This is a genomic window from Dietzia sp. UCD-THP (assembly GCF_000349585.1).
Classification (GTDB): Bacteria; Actinomycetota; Actinomycetes; order Mycobacteriales; family Mycobacteriaceae; genus Dietzia; species Dietzia natronolimnaea_A.
This window is the reverse complement of record NZ_KB714650.1, coordinates 201,863-219,258: the sequence shown is the minus strand read 5'-3', so window position 1 is coordinate 219,258 and position 17,396 is coordinate 201,863. Positions and strand designations below refer to the sequence as shown.

Below are 17,396 nucleotides of genomic sequence, written 5' to 3'. Positions count from 1 at the left end.
GGCCAGACCGCCTGATCGGCCGGACAGACCGACCGCCTGCGGGACCCGCTATCCGGGGGTGCGGACAGCGGGTCCCGCGGGGTGCGTGGTCGGAACCGATTACAGCCCGTTGGCCGCCTTGAACTCGCGACGGCGGCGATGCAGGATCGGCTCGGTGTACCCCGACGGCTGGCGGGTTCCCTCGAGGATGAGTTCGCGGGCCGCCTGCCACGCGATCGAGGACTCGACGTCCGGTGCCATGTTCCGGTACGCCTCGTCACCGGCGTTCTGCCCGTCGACGATCTCCGCCATCCGTCGGAGCGAGTCCTCGACGTCGTCGGCCGTGATGACGTCATGGCGGATCCAGTTGGCCAGCATCTGCGAGGAGATCCGCAGGGTGGCGCGGTCCTCCATGAGGTTGACGTCGTGGATGTCCGGGACCTTGGAGACACCGATTCCCTGCTCGACCCACCGGACCACGTACCCGAGGATGGTCTGACACGAGTTGTCGACCTCCTCCTTCTTCTCGGCGTCCGACCAGTCGGTGTCCGGTGCGAGCGGCACGGTGAGGATGTCGTCGACACTCGCGCGGGCGCCGCCGGCGAGCAGTTCCTCCTGGCGGGTCATCACGTTGACCCGGTGGTAGTGGGTGGCGTGCAGCGTGGCGCCGGTCGGGGAGGGGACCCATGCGGTGTTCGCGCCGGCGCGGGGCTGTCCGATCTTCTCGGCGAGCATCTCCGCCATGAGGTCGGTCTTGGCCCACATGCCCTTGCCGATCTGCGCTCGGCCGCGGAGTCCGCACGCGAGACCGGTGTCGACGTTGAAGTCCTCGTAGGCGGTCATCCACCGGGCGGACTTCATCTCACCCTTGCGGATCATCGGCCCGGCCTCCATGGAGGTGTGGATCTCGTCGCCCGTCCGGTCGAGGAACCCGGTGTTGATAAAGACGACGCGTTCCGTCGCCTCGGCGATGCAGGCCGCGAGATTGACCGAGGTGCGGCGCTCCTCGTCCATGATCCCCACCTTGAGGGTGTTCGCCGGCAGGCCGAGGAGCTGCTCGACCCTGCTGAACAGCTCGGTGGTGAACGCGACCTCCTCGGGCCCGTGCTGCTTGGGCTTGACGATGTAGATCGAACCGTGCCGGCTGTTGCCGCGCTCATTGCCCTCGGCGATACCGTGCATCCCCGCCAGCGAGGTGATCACAGCGTCCAGGATCCCCTCCGGGAGCTCATCGCCGTTCGCGTCGAGAACCGCCGGGTTGGTCATCAGGTGGCCGACGTTGCGCACGAAGAGCATGGAGCGGCCGTGGAGCCGGACCTCGCCCGCGCCGTCGGGAGCGGTGAAGACCCGGTCGTCGTTCAGGACGCGGGTGAAGGTCTTGTCGCCCTTCGTGATCTCCTCAGACAGGTCACCCTTCATGAGACCCAACCAGTTGCGGTACCCCTGGGTCTTGTCCCGGGCGTCGACGGCGGCGACGGAGTCCTCGAAGTCCATGATGGTGGAGACGGCGGACTCCAGGACGACGTCCTTGACGCCCGCGTCGTCCGTGGAACCAATCGGGGAGTCCGGATCGATCTGGATCTCGATGTGCAGCCCGTTGTTGCAGAGCAGGACGGACGACGGGGAGGAGGCCTGGCCGAGGTACCCCACGAACTTCTCCGGAGCCTTCAGGCCGGTGGTCGATCCGTCGGCCACGGTCACCTGGAGACTGCCGTCGACGACGGCGTACCCGGTGGACCCCACATGGCTGCCCGACGCCAACGGAGCGGCGTCGTCGAGGAATCCGCGGGCCCAGGCGATGACCTTGTCGCCGCGGACCTTGTTGTACGACGAGCCCTGCTCCGCCCCGTCCGACTCCGGGATCGCGTCGGTCCCGTAGAGCGCGTCGTAGAGCGATCCCCACCGGGCGTTGCCGGCGTTGATCGCGAAGCGGGCGTTCATGACCGGGACGACGAGCTGCGGTCCGGCGACGGTCGCGATCTCCGCGTCGACGTTCTCCGTGGTGACGGAAACGGAATCCGGCTCGGGCACCAGGTATCCGATGTCCCGCAGGAACTGCGTGTAGGCGCCCTGCTCGATCGGAGCCGGGTTCTCGTGATGCCAGGCGTCGATCTTGGACTGCAACGCGTCGCGAGTCTCGAGCAGTTCACGGTTGCGGGGGGCCAGATCCGTGAAGATCTCGGAGACACCCGCCCAGAACGCGTCGGGATCGACCCCGGTGCCGGGGATCGCCTCGGTGTTGACGAAGTCGTAGAGGACCTCGTCGACCTGGATACCGCCGACTGTGATGCGTTCGGACATCGATGCTCTCCTCACATAGGGACCGTTCCTCCTCGTCGACTCTAGTGCTCGCACGCCCTGTGATCATCCGGCTTTTCCGCAGGGTGGAACGGGGTGGCGGGGTCGCTAGACTCGGGAGCCATGACCTCCACGCCTGTGACCGAATCGCCCGAGGGCCTGATGTTCCTCAAGGGTCACGGAACTCTCAATGACTTCGTGATCCTGCCCGATGACCGCGCGGACGTGGAACTCCACGACGACCTGGTGAGGGCGCTGTGCAACAGGCGGGGCGGGATCGGCGCGGACGGCGTACTCCGGATCGCCACGGCCGGTGCCCTGGTCGACCGGGGTGTCCTTGCCGCGCTGCCGGACGGCGTCGGTGCCGCGGACTGGTTCATGGACTACCGGAATGCGGACGGGTCGATCGCCGAGATGTGCGGCAACGGGGTGAGGGTGTTCGCCCACGCCCTCGTCTCGACCGGCCGTGCCGGGGTCGGCCGGATCGCCGTCGGGACCCGCTCCGGTCCTCGACCCGCCGACATCCTTCACCACGACGGCACCCACGCCGTGGTCCGTGTCGACATGGGTGAGCCCGTACTCCTCGGGGTCTCCTCGGCGGAACTCTCCGGACGCGTGTACGCGGGCCTCGCGGTGGACATGGGCAACCCCCACCTCGCGTGCGTGGTCCCGGGGTTGGGGCCAGCGGAGTTGCGCGACCTGCCGGTGCACGAGGCGCCGGTGTACGACACCGGGTTCTTCAGCGAGGGTGTCAACGTGGAGATCGCCACCCCGCTGGTGGACGGACGGGTCTTCATGCGCGTCCACGAGCGAGGATCGGGGGAGACGATGTCCTGCGGCACCGGCATCGTCGCCACCGCCGTCGCGGCTCTGGCCGACGCAGGAGAGGCCACGGGCGAGGTCCTGGTGTCCGTGCCGGGGGGCGAGGTCGGGGTGGCCCTGACTGATTCCGGTTCCACTCTCACCGGACCGTCCGAGCTCGTCGCGCACGGGTGGTACACGCATTGACGCCCGGCTCCACTCGCGGAGGCGTCGTGACCGTTTCTGTGAGATGATGCAGGTGAATGACTATCGATGACGCCGCCCCTGACCGGGCTACACGAGACCATGACCCTTCGGTCGGAGACTTCCAGCTCGAGGAGCGCTCGTCGCTGCGCCGAGTCGTCGGTCTGTCGACCGAGCTCCAGGATGTCAACGACGCCGAGTACCGCAAGCTCCGTCTGGAGCGCGTCGTCCTGGTCGGGGTCTGGACCGAAGGCACGTCAGCGCAGGCCGAGGCCGCCATGGCCGAGCTGGCCCAGCTCGCCGAGACCGCGGGCTCCGAGGTCTGCGATGCGCTGATCCAGCGCCGCGACAAGCCGGACCCCGCCACCTACATCGGTTCCGGTAAGGCCAAGACCCTCAAGGATGTCATCGTCGCGACGGGCGCGGACACGGTGATCTGCGACGGTGAACTGACACCCGGTCAGCTCATCGCCCTCGAGAAGGTGGTCAACGTCAAGGTGATCGACCGCACCGCCTTGATCCTCGACATCTTCGCCCAGCATGCGACCAGTCGTGAGGGCAAGGCCCAGGTCTCTCTCGCGCAGATGGAGTACATGCTCCCGCGGCTGCGCGGCTGGGGCGAGGCGCTCTCCCGGCAGGCCGGCGGCAGGGCGGGGAGCAACGGTGGCGTCGGGCTCCGTGGTCCCGGTGAGACGAAGATCGAGACCGACCGCCGTCGGATCAGGGAGCGCACCGCCAGACTCCGCCGGGAGATCAAGGGGATGAAGCAGGCCCGCGACACCAAGCGGCACCGACGACGCGCCACCCCGGTTCCGTCGATCGCCATCGCCGGGTACACCAACGCCGGCAAGTCGAGTCTGCTCAACCGACTGACCGGCGCGGGAGTACTGGTCCAGAACGCGCTGTTCGCGACCCTGGACCCGACGACTCGGCGCGCCGAGCTCCCCGATGGGCGTGTGGTGGTCTTCACCGACACCGTCGGATTCGTCCGACACCTCCCTACCCAGCTCGTCGAGGCGTTCCGGTCGACGTTGGAAGAGGTCGTTGATTCCGAGCTCCTCCTGCACGTGGTGGACGGATCGGACACCTTCCCGTTACGCCAGATCGAGGCTGTCCGGACAGTCATCAACGACGTCGTGGAGGAGCAGCACGCCCAGAGACCGCGCGAACTGGTGGTGATCAACAAGATCGATGCGGCCGACCCCGTCGTCCTTACGGAATTGCACCACGCGCTACCGGACGCGGTGTTCGTGTCGGCGGCGACGGGCCAGGGTTTCGATGAACTCCTCGAGCGGATCATGGAGGTGGTCGCCTCGGGGGACACCCGGGTCACGCTCGAGATCCCCTTCACGAGGGGCGACGTGGTCGCCCGCGTCCACGCGGAGGGCGCCGTGATCGCCGAGGATCACACGACGTACGGTACCCGGATAGAGGTTCGGCTTCCCGCCTCAGTGGCGGGAGAACTCGGCGAGTATCGCGTCGCCGACCAGCGTGACGGGGTCGCCTGACCAGAGCGCCGTGCGGGTCGGAACCGCCCCGGCTCTCGTGGTGATGGAGGCGCCCGCCTCGGTCGGGTGAGGTCAGGCGACGCACCATCGGCACAGGCTCAGAGCTTGCGGAAGACGGTCACGACCTTTCCGAGGATCGTCGCGTGCTCACCGGGGATCGGGCGGAACGACGGGTTGTGGGGTAGGAGCCACACCCCGGTCGAATCCCTGCGGAACGTCTTGACCGTGGCCTCGCCGTCGATCATCGCCGCCACGATCTCGCCGTTATCGGCGACATTCTGCCGACGGACCACTACATAGTCGCCGTCACAGATCGCGGCGTCGATCATCGATTCGCCGACAACCCTGAGCATGAACAGGTCCCCGGATCCCACCAGGTCGGAGGGGAGGGGGAAGACCTCCTCCACAGCCTGTTCGGCGAGGATCGGACCGCCCGCCGCGATCCGCCCCAGGACCGGGACGTAGACCGGTTCGACGGCTCCGCCGGGCCGCACGTCCTCCTGCGCGGGTGCACGTCGCCCCCGCGATCGCTGACCAGGGACACCGTGAACGTCGACCGCCCGCGGCTTGTGGGGGTCGCGGGTCAGGAAGCCCTTCTTCTCCAGGGTCCGCAGCTGATGCGCCACGGAGGAGGTCGACTGTAGGCCGACCGCATCACCGATCTCCCGGATGCTCGGCGGATACCCCCTCTCCTTGACGGTGTCGTGGATGTGCAACAGCACGCTCTTCTGGCGTGTGGTCAGGGCCTCGAAGTCTGGTTTGGGCATGCGGCGGTCCCTTCAGCGAATGGGTGTTCGACGTCTTCTGTCTGTGTACACCCTACGTCGCCCCGGGCGGGTGCGCCACACAGGTGTTCGAAAAATGTGCTCGCGAGTGTCGACTCTGTCGGACCCGCGTGATACAACTCTAGTCACGTTCGAGTTCGAACAGATGTGCACAATGAGGCACACGCGTGTGCGAATAGGGTTCGCACATCGTATCGAGTGGGGAGTTGTCATGACCGTCCTGGAGATACAGCAACGATCGCGTCCGTCCATCCCGTGGACAGAGGTCTGCCTGGCCGCGCACGACCGGTTCGATCCGCCTAGGGCAGGTACCCGCGTCCACGCCGAGGTCCCGTCCGTCACCCGCACCCTCGACCGTGGCCGGAAGGTGCCCACGCGGTCGGTGGCGCCCGGTCGCCGGGTGAGCGTGCGGCCGGCGTCCACGGGTCAGGTCAGGGCGTGCGGAGTGGAGGCGCGATCGGTCGCACCGGTGGTGGACGACGTGCCGACCTGGGCACTGGTGGTCGGGGGCATCGTCTTCGGAATCCTGATGTTGTTGGCGTTGGCCCTCGTGGGTGGGCCCGCCTACGCGTGACCCACGGCATCGCCTTCTAGAATGGTCCCGGGACGGCGGCCCGTCGCCCTCGCACCGCCGTCGGCTCCGGCCGGTGGACAGGTTCGGACCAGGTCGACGAATGGCGAAGCTGGAATGTACTGCCCCATATGTCACCACGAGGACTCTCGGGTGATCGACTCGCGGTCGGTCGACGAAGGGCAGGCGATACGGCGTCGACGCGAGTGCCCCGATTGCGGTCACCGGTTCACCACCCTTGAGACGCCGCTGTTGACCGTCCTCAAACGCAACGGCGTGACGGAGCGTTTCAGCCGCGACAAAGTGGTCCGCGGCGTCCGCCGTGCGTGCCAGGGCAGGTCGGTCGACGAGGACGCGCTCCGGCGGCTCGCTCAGCAGGTCGAGGACGCCGTCCGGGCCGGCGGGGCTTCCGAGGTCCCGGCTCATGAGATCGGGCTTGCCATCCTCGGACCTCTCCAGGACCTAGACGAGGTCGCCTATCTGCGTTTCGCCTCCGTGTACAAGCAGTTCAGTTCTGCCGCGGACTTCGAGAGGGAGATCATCGCTCTTCGAGAGCGACACGCCGCCCACCGGTGATCGAGCATTCGTCGCCGTATCGACGAGCGCGGGTGCGCCGCGCTGAGCCCCATTTCGCGGCCCTGTTCTACTCTCAGACCATGCTCCGCGTGGTTGCGAGCGCCGTGCTGTCGGTGCTGTTCGTCGTGAGCGCCTGGCTTGTCATCGGGCCTCACCACCCGGTATTCCCGTGGGCGTTCTCGGCCGGAGTCTTCGGGATCCTGGGCGTCATGGGCCCCGTGCCCGAAGCGGTGATTCCGAGATGGGTGACCACGACGTCGCAGCGGACGATCCCCCGCGCCCGGTTGTTCGGTATCCCCTCCACCCTCCGTGTGCTGGATCGGGTCGGGTGGAACCGCGCTCTGGGGCGACGAGGCAACAGCGGTCGCGGTCGAGCCGGTCTGGTGGGGATCCGCGCGGACGCCATGCAGAGCCAGATCGCCCACGGGGTCGGCGCGGGGATTCACGCCTTGGTGGCCATCCCACTCGTGTTCGTGAGCGCCTGGTCGAGCGCGGTGATCGTGGTGGTACTCGGTGTCCTGGTGCACCTGCTCCCGGTCGCGATGCAGCGGTACGTGCTGGCGCGGGTGGACCGGGTCGCCCGAGTGACACAGGGTCGCGGGGCGGGCGACACTCGGGACTGGTGACGGTGGTGACGCACGGCGGGCGTCGTGGGCTCACCGCCCGGGGCGACGGGAGAGAGAGGCGGCCACCGCCTTGTCGATCCTCTCGGCGGAGACAGGGCGCGAGGTTCCCAGGGACTGTGCGAAGAGTCCGACGCGATACTCCGCCAGCATCCATCGCAGATCCCGGGACGTCCTCGCCCCACCCGGCCGCCCGCGAAGTGCCGCCGTCGCCTGCGCAACGGTCGCCTCCGACTCCTCGAGCCGGGCGGTGAGCTCCCGATACCTCGACGGTGACTTCTCCGCCAGGTCGAGCCTGAGATCGATCGCTCTCACATGACGTTCCAGTTGCGGCAGGACCTCGACGGGGTGTCGCGCGAGGAACCCCTTGCCCACGAGGAAGTCCAGCGCGGGCCGGACGTCGTCTGCGACGTCACGCGGAGCCTGCTCCAACCGCGCCATCACCGATCGCGCGGCAACCAGTGCCGGGAGAGCGGCGGTAATCGACGCCGAGACGGCGGCCGGCGCTTCGGCCCTGGCCTTCGCACGCAGCTCCTCGAACTCCTGAACGGTGAGGACCGGCACTCCCTTACGTGCGGCGACGATCCGTCCACACGCAGCCAGGGCCGCGTCCGAGACCAGACCGTCGGCCCCGCCGTGGGGATACTGGGTGAGCGCGAGGCGCTGCTCCACCGGACGGCCCCGGACTACCGACGCCGCGGAGATCACGTCCTTCGAGATCATCGTCAACACGGCCGCGGTCTGCGCGGCTCTCCTCTCCTCCTCGGTGGCGCACGCGATCCGGTGGAGGCCGTCGGGGCGCACCTGCAGCGCCGGATAGACCGTCACCTCGACACCGTCAACGGTCCCGCTGATCGAGGTCTCCAGGTCCCCGATCGTGTCCGCGGTCCAGTTCCGATGAGGCCCGTCATCGGGGACGAGTCGCGAGTTGAGAGTTGCTCGGACCTTCTCCACCAGGCGGCTGCGCAGGGCGGCCAGATCGGTACCCGCGGCCACCACCTCGTCGCCGTCGACGACCTCGAAGCGCATGCGCAAATGGTCGGGGAGGCGTTCCGGATGGAAATCGCGGGGATCGACGGTCGTCCCGATCCTGGCCGAGAGGGCCCCGGCGAGCGCCACCGGGAGAGGAGCCGAGCGTGGGGTGAGATCCCCGGCCAGCAGGGCCGCGTATTCGGCGGGCGGGGAGCACAGACGCCGGAGGTACTTGGGCAGAGTCCGGAGCATCTCGGTGTACAGCTCCTCCCGAAGGCCGGGGACCAGCCACTCGAAACCGGAGGTCGCGACCGACGACAACTGGGGGAGAGGGATGCGCACGGTGATGCCATCGGAGTCGACACCCGGGTCGAACGCGTACTTGAGCTCGAAGTCCCGGTCTCCCTGCTTCCAGATCGGCGGGAACTCGGAGGCGGCCGGAGCGGTGTCCGAGGTGCGGATCCGCTCGGGCGTCAGTCGTAGACGGTCCGGATCCTTGCGTCCCTCCCTCTTCCACCACGACTCCAGGTGCCGCCCGGAGGTGATGTCGGCGGGGAGTCGCTCGAGGTAGAACTCGACCATCGCGTCGTCGTCGATGACCAGACCCCGGCGCCTGCTCCGGGTCTCCAGTTCGCGCGCCTGCTCCACCGCCGCGGCGTTCTCCGTGAGGACCGGGATGCGGGTCGACCACCGGCCCTCGACGATTCCGTGCCGGACCAGCATCTCCCGGGCCAGCGATGCGTCGACCCGGGACAGGAGGATGCGCCGCGACTCGACCACTGGCAGACCCAGGAGGAGAACCTTCTCGTAGGCCATCGCGGCGCCCTGGGCGTCGGACCAGTGCGGCTCGGAGTACTGGGACCGGACCAGGTGCTCCCCGAGGGTCTCGATCCACGCCGGGTCGATGCGGGCGACGTCACGGGCCCACAGTCTGGAGGTCTCCACCAGCTCGGAGGCCATAAGCCATCGTGGTGGCTTGCGGGCGAGATCGGAACCGGGGAACACCTGGAAGCGGATGCCGCGGGTGCCGCGGAACTCCCTGGTGTCCTCGTCTTTCACCCCGACGTTGGTGAGCAGTCCGGACAGGATCGCCTTGTGGAGGTCGTCCTCTGCGGCGTGACCGGACGGTGGGTGCCATCCCCGGTCCCGGCACATGCTGGTCAACTGCGCGGTGAGGTCCTGCCACTCCCGGATCCGCAACCAGTGCAGATACTCGGCCTTGCACATCTTGCGGAACGCGCTGCCGGAGAGTTCGCGGCGCTGTTCCGTGAGGTAGCGCCACAGGTTGAGGTAACCGAGGAAGTCCGAGGACTTGTCGGCGAACCGGCGGTGGAACTGGTCCGCCTTCTCGCGCTCCTCGGCGGGTCGTTCCCGCACGTCCTGAACGGTCAGCGCCGCCACCACCACCAGAACGTCCCCCAGCGACCGGTTGCGGTGTCCCTCCACCACCATCCGCGCCAGTCGGGGATCGAGGGGGAGGGACGCCATGTCGCGACCCACCCTCGTCAGGTGCGGGCGCTCGTCGTCGATCCGGAGCGCACCGAGTTCGGTGAGCAGTGTCATCCCGTCCCGGACGGCCTTGCGGTCGGGTGGTTCGACGAACGGGAAGTCGTCCACGGCGCCCAGGTCGAGATCGGCCATCGACAGGATGACCGACGCCAGATTGGTGCGCAGGATCTCCGGGTCGGTGAACTCCGGCCGGGAGTCGAAATCGTCCTCCGAGTAGAGGCGGATGCAGATGCCGTCGGCCACGCGTCCGCAGCGGCCCGCGCGCTGGGCGGCGGAGGCCTGTGAGATGGGTTCGATCGGCAGCCGCTGGACCTTGGTGCGTGTCGAATAGCGGGAGATCCGCGCGACGCCGGTGTCCACGACGTACCGGATCCCCGGAACCGTCACCGAGGTCTCCGCGATGTTGGTCGACAGGACGACGCGCCGGGTCGAGTGCTGACGGAACGCCCGGTGCTGCTCGGCGGTGGTGAGCCGGGCGAAGAGAGGGAAGATCTCCGTTCCCTTGAATCTCCGGCCCCGGAGTACCTCCTCGGCGTCGCGGATCTCACGCTCCCCGGACAGGAACACGAGGACGTCGCCATCCCCTTCGGCGAGGAGTTCGCCCACGGCATCGGCGAGCGCGTCCAGTGGATCCAGGTCGACGGTGCGGTCCGCGTGGTCGACCTGCAGTGGCCGGTAGCGGATCTCCACCGGGAACGTGCGACCGGAGACCTCGATGACAGGGGCGGGCCGGCCCGCCGAATCCGCGAAGTGGCGCGCGAAGCGGTCCGGGTCGATCGTGGCGGAGGTGATGATGACCTTGAGGTCCGGTCGCCTGGGCAGGATCTGCCGGAGGTAGCCCACCAGGAAGTCGATGTTGAGACTGCGCTCGTGCGCCTCGTCGATGATGATCGTGTCGTAGGCGCGCAGCAGCCGGTCCCTCCGGATCTCGGCGAGCAGGATGCCGTCGGTCATGAGCTTGACAGCCGTGTCGGCACCGGTGCGGTCGTCGAATCGCACGGCGGAACCGACCAGGTGTCCGGGCTCCGTTCCGAGCTCCTGGGCGATGCGTTCGGCGACCGTCCGGGCCGCCAGACGGCGGGGCTGGGTGTGACCGATCATCCCGCGGACGCCTCGGCCGAGTTCCAGACAGATCTTGGGGATCTGCGTGGTCTTGCCGGACCCGGTCTCACCGGCGATCACCACGACCTGGTGGTCGCGGATCGCCGCCGCGATCTCGTCCTTGCGGGCGCTGACGGGGAGGTGCTCGGGGTACTCCGGTGTCGGGATCGACTCGGCGCGGCGGCGCAGTCGGTCGGCGGCGTCGTCGATCCTCCCGCCCAGGTCGGCCAGTTGGTCCGCGCGCGCCTTCCGGATCCTCGACCGGAGCCGGTGGGCGTCGAGGATGCCGACGTCGTCGAGCCGGACCAGGAGATCGTGCCGGGCCCGGCGCAGGTCGGGGGCGGGCTCGGAGGGCGTCGTCATGGTGTGGACCAGCGTATCGCCACCCGGTGACGCGACAGACCCGGGTGTCAGCCCGATGAGCCGTCCCGGCGGGACTGCAGGCGGGTGTAACGCTGGTGGAGCCGCTCCCGTATCTCGTCGGGCTCGTAGGCCTGCCGCCGGCGTTCGGTCCGTGCGGCGAGGATCCCGGTGGCGGCCACGCCGACCACTCCGGCCGCGCCGACCACCTTGAACCACTGCCGTCCGCGGGGTGCCATGGTTCAAGGGTAGGTCCTGGGCCCGCGTCGCCTGGCAGGATCACGGCATGAGCCTCGACACCGTCCCGCTCGCCGCCGCAGCCCACCGCACCCGTACCGGCGACCTCTGGCTCTTCCGTGGGCGCACGACCGCCGACCGGCTCATCCAGACCCTCACCAATTCCCCCGTGAACCACGTGGGGGTGGCCGTCGTGCTCGACGACCTACCCCCGCTCCTCTGGCACGCGGAGATGGGGCGCGCGCTGACGGACGTCTGGACGGGTCGCAGGCAACGCGGCGTCCAACTGCACGATCTCGAGGCGGCGGTGCGTCACTGGACCGGGCCGTACGGACAACGCGCATGGTTCCGGCAGATCAGTCCGGAGACCGGTGACGCGCAGGAGGACGCGGTCCTGGAGACGATCGCCCGACTGAACGGTGTGTCGTTCCCGTCCGCGGGGCGCTTGACCGCCCGGTGGGCCCGGGGCCGGTGGGCGGCTCGGGGACGGCACCGATCCGACCGCGACGCGGACTCGGGGTCCGGGACCCGAGGGGACGGTGAGGCCGATGCGCGGGGGAGGCGGGGCATCGGTCTGCCCTGGCGCAGAACCGTCGACACCGGGCCGGTACTGCGCATGGAGGCCGCCTACTGCGCCGAGGTCGTCGGGATGACACTCGAGGCGATGGGCGTGCTGTTGCCGGCCGGGGACGCCAGCTGGTACGACCCCGGTCGGTTCTGGAGCGGCGACGCTCTGCCCCTCGCCCCGGGATGGGGCTACGGGCGGGAGGTCGCGGTCACCGTTCCCGCGGCCGCGGACCGCGGCTGAACAAGGTTTTCGGAAGGGCTGCCTGACAGGGCTGCTCGAGCGGGCGTCGAGGGGAGTCAGCCGCCGAGGATCGCGGAGCTCAGGTCCTCCTCGGCCGTCTCCGGGGCCACGACGAGCAGTTCGTCACCGGGTTCGAACGGCACGTCGGGTTCGGGAGTGATCACCCTGCCTCCCCGGAGGATGGCCACCAGCGCCGCGTCGCGGGGGAGCCGGACGCGGGAGACGGGTCTGCCCGCGAGGGGGGTCTGGTCCGGCAGCGTCACGCTCACCAGGTTGACCCCGCCGCGACGCAGGGTCATCAGCCGCACGACGTCCCCGACGGCGACGGCCTCCTCGACCACAGAGACCATGAGCCGGGGGGTGGAGACGGCCACGTCGACCCCCCAGCGGTCGTCGAACAGCCACTCGTTCCGCGGGTCGTTGACGCGAGCGACCACCCGGGGAACGGCGAACTCCGTCTTGGCCAGCAGGCTCACGACCAGGTTCACCTTGTCGTCGCCGGTGGCCGCGACCACCACGTCGGACTCCTCCGCCCGGAGCCGGTCGAGGACGCTCAGCTCGCACGCGTCCCCCACCAGTTGCCGGGCACCGGTGACCGCGTCGCGGTCGAACACCGCCGCGCGTCGGTCGACGAGCGTCACGTGGTGGTCGTTGGCCAGGAGCTCGCGGGCGATCGATCGCCCCACCACGCCGGCGCCGGCCACCAGCACCCGCATGGTGGAGGCGCGGAACGTGCGGGTGGAGGCGCGGTCCAACAGGCCCGCGCCGTCCGCGTAATCGGGGACCGGGCCCCCCGGGACCGGGGGCCCCGGGACTGCGTCCCCGGCAACCGGGTCGCTGCCGACGGGCCGGTCAGTCATCAGCTGGTCCTCGCTTCACGATGTCGTCGAGATCGCCCACCACGGCGGAGGGTACGGCCAGGTGGATCAGGTCCTCCGCCTGGGCGAGCGTGCCGCCATCGGGGACCCGGCACTCGCCGAAGCGGGTGAGCGCGACCGCGGTGCCACCGACGGACCCGGCGAGAGAGGCGAGGGTGGCCCCGACCCACACCGGGGGAGGGACCACCGCGACCAGCGAGACCTCGCCGGTCTGATCGCGCCAGACCACCGGGCTCGAACCGGATGTGATGTATCTGATGAGGCGGCCGGTCGCCCAGGGCACAGTCGCGACGGTGGGGATTCCCAACCGCTCGTAGACCTCGGCGCGTCCGGCGTCGTAGATCCTGGCGATCACCCGCTCGACGCCGTAGGTCTCGCGGGCCACCCTCGCGGCGATGATGTTGGAGTTGTCCCCGGAGGAGACCGCCGCGAACGCGTCGGCGCCGTGGAGCCCGGCGTCCACGAGGACCTCGCGGTCGAAACCGAGCCCGGCGACGGTGCGGCCACCGAACTGCCCGGGCAACCTGGCGAACGCCGCGGGGTCCCGGTCGATCACGACCACCTCGTGACCGTCCTCGTCGAGTTCGGTCGCCAGCTCCGCCCCGACCCGCCCGCAGCCCATGATGATGACCCTCATGGCCAGTACCGCTCCTCACGGTCCGCGACGCGCGGACCCGTCCCTATCACGCTACTCCCGTCGGCAGAACTGTCCCTGCGGCACGCGGACCCCTACGATGTGTCGGTGTCCAGGATCTCCCGGGTATCGGTCGGAACCAAGCGCCTGCTGCTGGGGCGCCCTTTCCGCAGCGACACCTCCGGGGACTCGCCCCTGCGCAAGCGGATCGCGCTGCCGGTCTTCGCCTCGGACGCGTTGTCGTCCGTCGCCTACGCCCCCGAGGAGATCTTCCTCATCCTGTCGTTGGCCGGGATGTCGGCCCTCGTCTTCACCCCGTGGGTAGGTCTCGCCGTGGCGGGCGTCATGGTGGTCGTGATCGCCTGTTATCGCCAGAACGTCCGCGCCTATCCGTCCGGCGACGGCGACTACGAGGTCGCCACCGTGAACCTCGGTCCCAACGCCGGACTGGGCGTCGGTGCGGCCCTGCTCATCGACTACGTGCTCACCGTGGCGGTGTCCATCTCGGCGGCGGCCGCCAACATCGGCTCCGCGATCCCGTTCGTCTACTCGAACGAGGTCGTCTTCGCCGTCATCGCGATCGTCGTGCTCACCGCGATCAACCTCCGGGGCATCCGGGAGTCACGAGCGATGTTCGCGGTCCCCGTCTACGCGTTCATGGCGGCCATGACCGCACTGGTGGTGTGGGGGTTGTTCCAGGTGGACGTCCTGGGCCGTGACCTGAGAGCGGAGTCCGCGGACTTCGAACTCGTCACGCCCGACGGGGTGGCCGTCGCCGGGCTCGCCCTCGCCTTCGTGGTGGCCAAGTCCTTCGCCTCGGGCTGTGCCGCACTGACCGGCGTGGAGGCGATCCACAACGGTGTGCCCGCGTTCCGCAGTCCCCGGGCCCGGAACGCCGCCAAGACCCTGGTCATGCTCGGGGTGGTGTCGATCTCGTTCCTGCTCGGACTGATCGTGTTGGCGAACAAGCTCGGGGTCCAGATCGCGGAGGACCCGGCCGCCCAACTGATCGGCGCCCCGGAGGACTACCACCAGAAGACGATGATCGCGCAGCTGGCCGACCCCGTCTTCGCGGGCCTCCCGGTCGCCTTCTACGTGATCATGACCATCACCACCCTCATCCTGGTCCTCGCGGCCAACACCGCGTTCAACGGTTTCCCCGTTCTCGCCTCGGTCCTCGCGCGGGACAAGTACCTCCCGAGGCAGCTCGCCACGCGCGGTGACCGCCTCGCCTTCTCCAACGGGATCGTCCTGCTCGCCATCGCGGCGATCGTCCTCGTGGTGGCCTTCGACGCCCAGGTCACCGTGCTCATCCAGCTTTACATCGTGGGCGTCTTCGTGGCGTTCACCCTCAGTCAGCTCGGGATGGTCCGCCACTGGACGCGGCGGCTGGAGAACGAAGAGGTCCCGGCCGCCCGACGACGGGTGCAGCGCGCCCGCGCGGTCAACGCGGTCGGCTTCGTGCTCACCTCGGGCGTCCTGGTGATCGTCATGTCCACCAAGTTCTTCGCGGGCGCCTACATCGCGGTGCTGGCGATGCTGGCCGTGTTCGGGGTCATGAAACTCATCAAACGTCACTACGAGTCGGTCGCACGAGAGCTCGAGGACTCCTCCTGGGAGGTCGTGCTCCCGAGCCGCACCCATTGCGTCGTGCTGGTGTCCAAGCTCCACCTGCCCACCCTCCGGGCCCTGGCCTACGCCCGGGCGACCAGACCGGACACCATCGAGGCACTGACGGTGAACATCGAGACCGCGGAGACCCGGGTGCTGGTGCGGGAGTGGGAGCGCAGGCGCATCTCCGTACCGCTCAAGGTGGTGGAGTCCCCGTACCGGGAGATCAACCGACCGGTGGTCGACTACGTCAAGCGGCTGCGGGACCAGTCGCCCCGGGACGTGGTGATCGTGTACATCCCGGAGTACGTGGTGGGCCATTGGTGGGAGCAGCTGCTGCACAACCAGAGTGCCCTGCGCCTGAAGACCCGCCTGCTGTACGAGCGGGGCGTCATGGTGACCAGCGTCCCGTGGCAGCTGTCGTCGTCGGACGGCCGCGCGGAGCAGGCGCGCGACGAACCTATCATCGGGCGCTGGGGCGCGCCGGAGGACCGATGACACCGGAGGACCGATGACACCGCCGACGAGGACCGACTGGACGGGGCGTGTGCTGCGCCTGCGCATCGAGGGGCCGGCGCAGGGCGGTGAGTTCGTGGCCCGGCACTCCGGACGAGTGGTGTTCTGCCGTGGCGGGATCACGGGGGAACTGGCCGAGGTGGTGATCGACGACGACCCGGGGCGGGCCTTCTGCCGCGGAACCGTGACCCGGGTCCTCGAACCGTCACCCGACCGGGTCGACCCCGTCTGTCCGGCGGCGGCGGCGGGTGCCGGGTGTTGCGACTGGAGCCACATCGGCCCGTCGGCCGCCCGGGTGTTCGCGGGAACCGTGCTGGCCGACCAGGCTCGTCGTATCGGGCGGATCCAGTCCGTCCCGGATCGCCTCTCCGTGGAGGTCCCCGGTGGCGACGACGCGACCACCGGGTGGCGAACGGTGGCCCGGTGGGTGACGGGGCACGACGGCGTACCGGGTGTCCGACGCTCGCGCTCGCGCGAGGTGGTGACCCATCCATGCGTCCAGGCGGACCCGCGGATCGGCGAGGCCATCCGGGCCGCGGGCGTGGGACCACACCGGGAGATCCTCGGTGTGCTGGGGGACGACGGGCAGGTGCACGTCGCTCACCGACCGGTCACCGACCCGGCGTCGCGAGGTCGCGACCGCCGGTCCCGGCGGGGCGCGGCGACCCGGGCGCGGGCCAGGGCCTCGCGAGCCGGGCGATGGGAGCACGTCTCGGGCGCGCCGACTGTGTCCCGAACAGTGGGCGGGCGTACCTGGCGGTTGCCCGTCGACGCGTTCTGGCAGGCGCACAGGTCCGCCGCGGCGCACTACAGCGATCTCGTCCGCGGTGCCGTGTCCGGTGCCCCCGCGCTCCCCGGCGACCCGGTGGTCTGGGACCTCTACGGGGGAGCGGGCCTGTTCTCCGCCGCCGTCCTCGACGTGGTCCCTCGGGCCCGTGTGACCGTGGTCGAATCCTCGCGCGCCTCCTTGGAGGCCGTGGGATCCGCCCTCGAGATCGGCCCCGCGGTCGTCCCGGTGGCGTCGAGGGTGGAGCAGTTCCTGGAGCGGTCGAGCGGTGCTGCCGACCGCGGCGGCGACCCCGACCTCGTGATCCTGGACCCGCCGAGAGGCGGCGCGGGGATCGAGGTGATGACCGCGCTCGCTCGTGGCACGGCGTCCCGGATCATCCATGTGGGGTGCGACCCGGCCAGCCTCGCGCGCGATGTCGGTGTGCTCGTGTCAGCCGGGTGGACACCTGCGGGGATCCAGGGTGTCGCGGCGTTCCCCGCGACACATCACGTGGAGGGGCTCGCCGTCCTCGACTCGCCGCGGGCGCGCTGAGCCCGGAGAGACGCGCTCGCCCGATCAACGTAGTCGGCCGGAGAACTGGCCCGTTCGGCCGGCGGCGGGCGCGCAGACCGTTTCCCCGTAGACTGTGGGTTCGA

The 17,396-nt window shown here is 69.5% G+C and carries 14 protein-coding genes; 8 read left to right on the top strand and 6 right to left on the bottom strand.

The features are described 5' to 3' along the window. Positions 1-99: 99 nt before the first annotated feature. On the bottom strand, positions 100-2,280 hold the full coding sequence (locus H483_RS29535) for a malate synthase G (RefSeq protein WP_017836913.1): 2,181 nt from the start codon (positions 2,278-2,280) through the stop codon (positions 100-102). Positions 2,281-2,400: 120 nt separating this feature from the next. Here H483_RS29535 and dapF point away from each other — a divergent pair, with 120 nt between their 5' ends. Then, positions 2,401-3,285 carry a diaminopimelate epimerase gene (dapF, locus tag H483_RS29530; RefSeq protein ID WP_031264878.1) on the top strand — a complete coding sequence of 295 codons (885 nt, stop codon included), beginning with the start codon at positions 2,401-2,403 and terminating at the stop codon, positions 3,283-3,285. A 56-nt stretch (positions 3,286-3,341) separates the two neighbouring features. Continuing rightward, entirely contained in the window at positions 3,342-4,790 is a 1,449-nt protein-coding gene (gene hflX, locus H483_RS29525) for a GTPase HflX (protein ID WP_017836911.1), read from the top strand. Between the two features lie 98 nt (positions 4,791-4,888). Here the strand turns inward: hflX and lexA are convergent, their stop codons facing one another. Next, entirely contained in the window at positions 4,889-5,557 is a 669-nt protein-coding gene (lexA, locus tag H483_RS29520; protein WP_017836910.1) for a transcriptional repressor LexA, read from the bottom strand. A 229-nt stretch (positions 5,558-5,786) separates the two neighbouring features. Here lexA and H483_RS29515 point away from each other — a divergent pair, with 229 nt between their 5' ends. The 3 genes from H483_RS29515 (at position 5,787) to H483_RS29505 (ending at position 7,348) form a co-directional block, all read left to right on the top strand. Beyond that, positions 5,787-6,149: a hypothetical protein gene (locus H483_RS29515; RefSeq protein WP_017836909.1), complete on the top strand. Its 363-nt coding sequence runs from the start codon at positions 5,787-5,789 to the stop codon at positions 6,147-6,149. Positions 6,150-6,263: 114 nt separating this feature from the next. Continuing rightward, a complete protein-coding gene (gene nrdR, locus H483_RS29510) occupies positions 6,264-6,722 on the top strand; it encodes a transcriptional regulator NrdR (RefSeq protein ID WP_031264877.1) in 459 nt (152 codons plus the stop codon). A gap of 80 nt (positions 6,723-6,802) precedes the next feature. Beyond that, positions 6,803-7,348, top strand: a complete 546-nt coding sequence (locus H483_RS29505; protein ID WP_141244194.1) for a hypothetical protein — start codon at positions 6,803-6,805, stop codon at positions 7,346-7,348. Positions 7,349-7,378: 30 nt separating this feature from the next. Here the strand turns inward: H483_RS29505 and hrpA are convergent, their stop codons facing one another. Next, positions 7,379-11,290, bottom strand: a complete 3,912-nt coding sequence (hrpA, locus tag H483_RS29500) for an ATP-dependent RNA helicase HrpA (RefSeq protein WP_017836906.1) — start codon at positions 11,288-11,290, stop codon at positions 7,379-7,381. Positions 11,291-11,337: 47 nt separating this feature from the next. Next, complete coding sequence (locus tag H483_RS29495; RefSeq protein WP_017836905.1) at positions 11,338-11,526, bottom strand: hypothetical protein; 189 nt, start codon at positions 11,524-11,526, stop codon at positions 11,338-11,340. Between the two features lie 47 nt (positions 11,527-11,573). On the opposite strand from H483_RS29495, the gene H483_RS29490 reads away from it, so the two are divergent. Further along, entirely contained in the window at positions 11,574-12,332 is a 759-nt protein-coding gene (locus H483_RS29490; protein WP_017836904.1) for a hypothetical protein, read from the top strand. 56 nt (positions 12,333-12,388) lie between these two features. Here the strand turns inward: H483_RS29490 and H483_RS29485 are convergent, their stop codons facing one another. Further along, a complete protein-coding gene (locus H483_RS29485; RefSeq protein WP_031264876.1) occupies positions 12,389-13,048 on the bottom strand; it encodes a TrkA family potassium uptake protein in 660 nt (219 codons plus the stop codon). Positions 13,049-13,184: 136 nt separating this feature from the next. Continuing rightward, positions 13,185-13,847, bottom strand: coding sequence for a TrkA family potassium uptake protein (locus tag H483_RS29480; protein ID WP_017836902.1), 663 nt, complete (start codon positions 13,845-13,847; stop codon positions 13,185-13,187). A 114-nt stretch (positions 13,848-13,961) separates the two neighbouring features. Here H483_RS29480 and H483_RS29475 point away from each other — a divergent pair, with 114 nt between their 5' ends. After that, the gene (locus H483_RS29475; RefSeq protein ID WP_042329852.1) at positions 13,962-15,953 is read left to right on the top strand and encodes an APC family permease; all 1,992 of its coding nucleotides are present in this window, start codon (positions 13,962-13,964) and stop codon (positions 15,951-15,953) included. Positions 15,954-15,966: 13 nt separating this feature from the next. Next, the gene (locus H483_RS29470) at positions 15,967-17,292 is read left to right on the top strand and encodes a class I SAM-dependent RNA methyltransferase (RefSeq protein WP_017836900.1); all 1,326 of its coding nucleotides are present in this window, start codon (positions 15,967-15,969) and stop codon (positions 17,290-17,292) included. Positions 17,293-17,396: the final 104 nt, after the last annotated feature.

Coding starts and splice junctions, on each gene's coding strand:
- H483_RS29535 (WP_017836913.1), bottom strand. CDS start 2,280: ATGTCCGAACGCATCACAGTCGGCGGTATCCAGGTCGACGAGGTCCTC.
- dapF (WP_031264878.1), top strand. CDS start 2,401: ATGACCTCCACGCCTGTGACCGAATCGCCCGAGGGCCTGATGTTCCTC.
- hflX (WP_017836911.1), top strand. CDS start 3,342: ATGACTATCGATGACGCCGCCCCTGACCGGGCTACACGAGACCATGAC.
- lexA (WP_017836910.1), bottom strand. CDS start 5,557: ATGCCCAAACCAGACTTCGAGGCCCTGACCACACGCCAGAAGAGCGTG.
- H483_RS29515 (WP_017836909.1), top strand. CDS start 5,787: ATGACCGTCCTGGAGATACAGCAACGATCGCGTCCGTCCATCCCGTGG.
- nrdR (WP_031264877.1), top strand. CDS start 6,264: ATGTACTGCCCCATATGTCACCACGAGGACTCTCGGGTGATCGACTCG.
- H483_RS29505 (WP_141244194.1), top strand. CDS start 6,803: ATGCTCCGCGTGGTTGCGAGCGCCGTGCTGTCGGTGCTGTTCGTCGTG.
- hrpA (WP_017836906.1), bottom strand. CDS start 11,290: ATGACGACGCCCTCCGAGCCCGCCCCCGACCTGCGCCGGGCCCGGCAC.
- H483_RS29495 (WP_017836905.1), bottom strand. CDS start 11,526: ATGGCACCCCGCGGACGGCAGTGGTTCAAGGTGGTCGGCGCGGCCGGA.
- H483_RS29490 (WP_017836904.1), top strand. CDS start 11,574: ATGAGCCTCGACACCGTCCCGCTCGCCGCCGCAGCCCACCGCACCCGT.
- H483_RS29485 (WP_031264876.1), bottom strand. CDS start 13,048: ATGCGGGTGCTGGTGGCCGGCGCCGGCGTGGTGGGGCGATCGATCGCC.
- H483_RS29480 (WP_017836902.1), bottom strand. CDS start 13,847: ATGAGGGTCATCATCATGGGCTGCGGGCGGGTCGGGGCGGAGCTGGCG.
- H483_RS29470 (WP_017836900.1), top strand. CDS start 15,967: ATGACACCGCCGACGAGGACCGACTGGACGGGGCGTGTGCTGCGCCTG.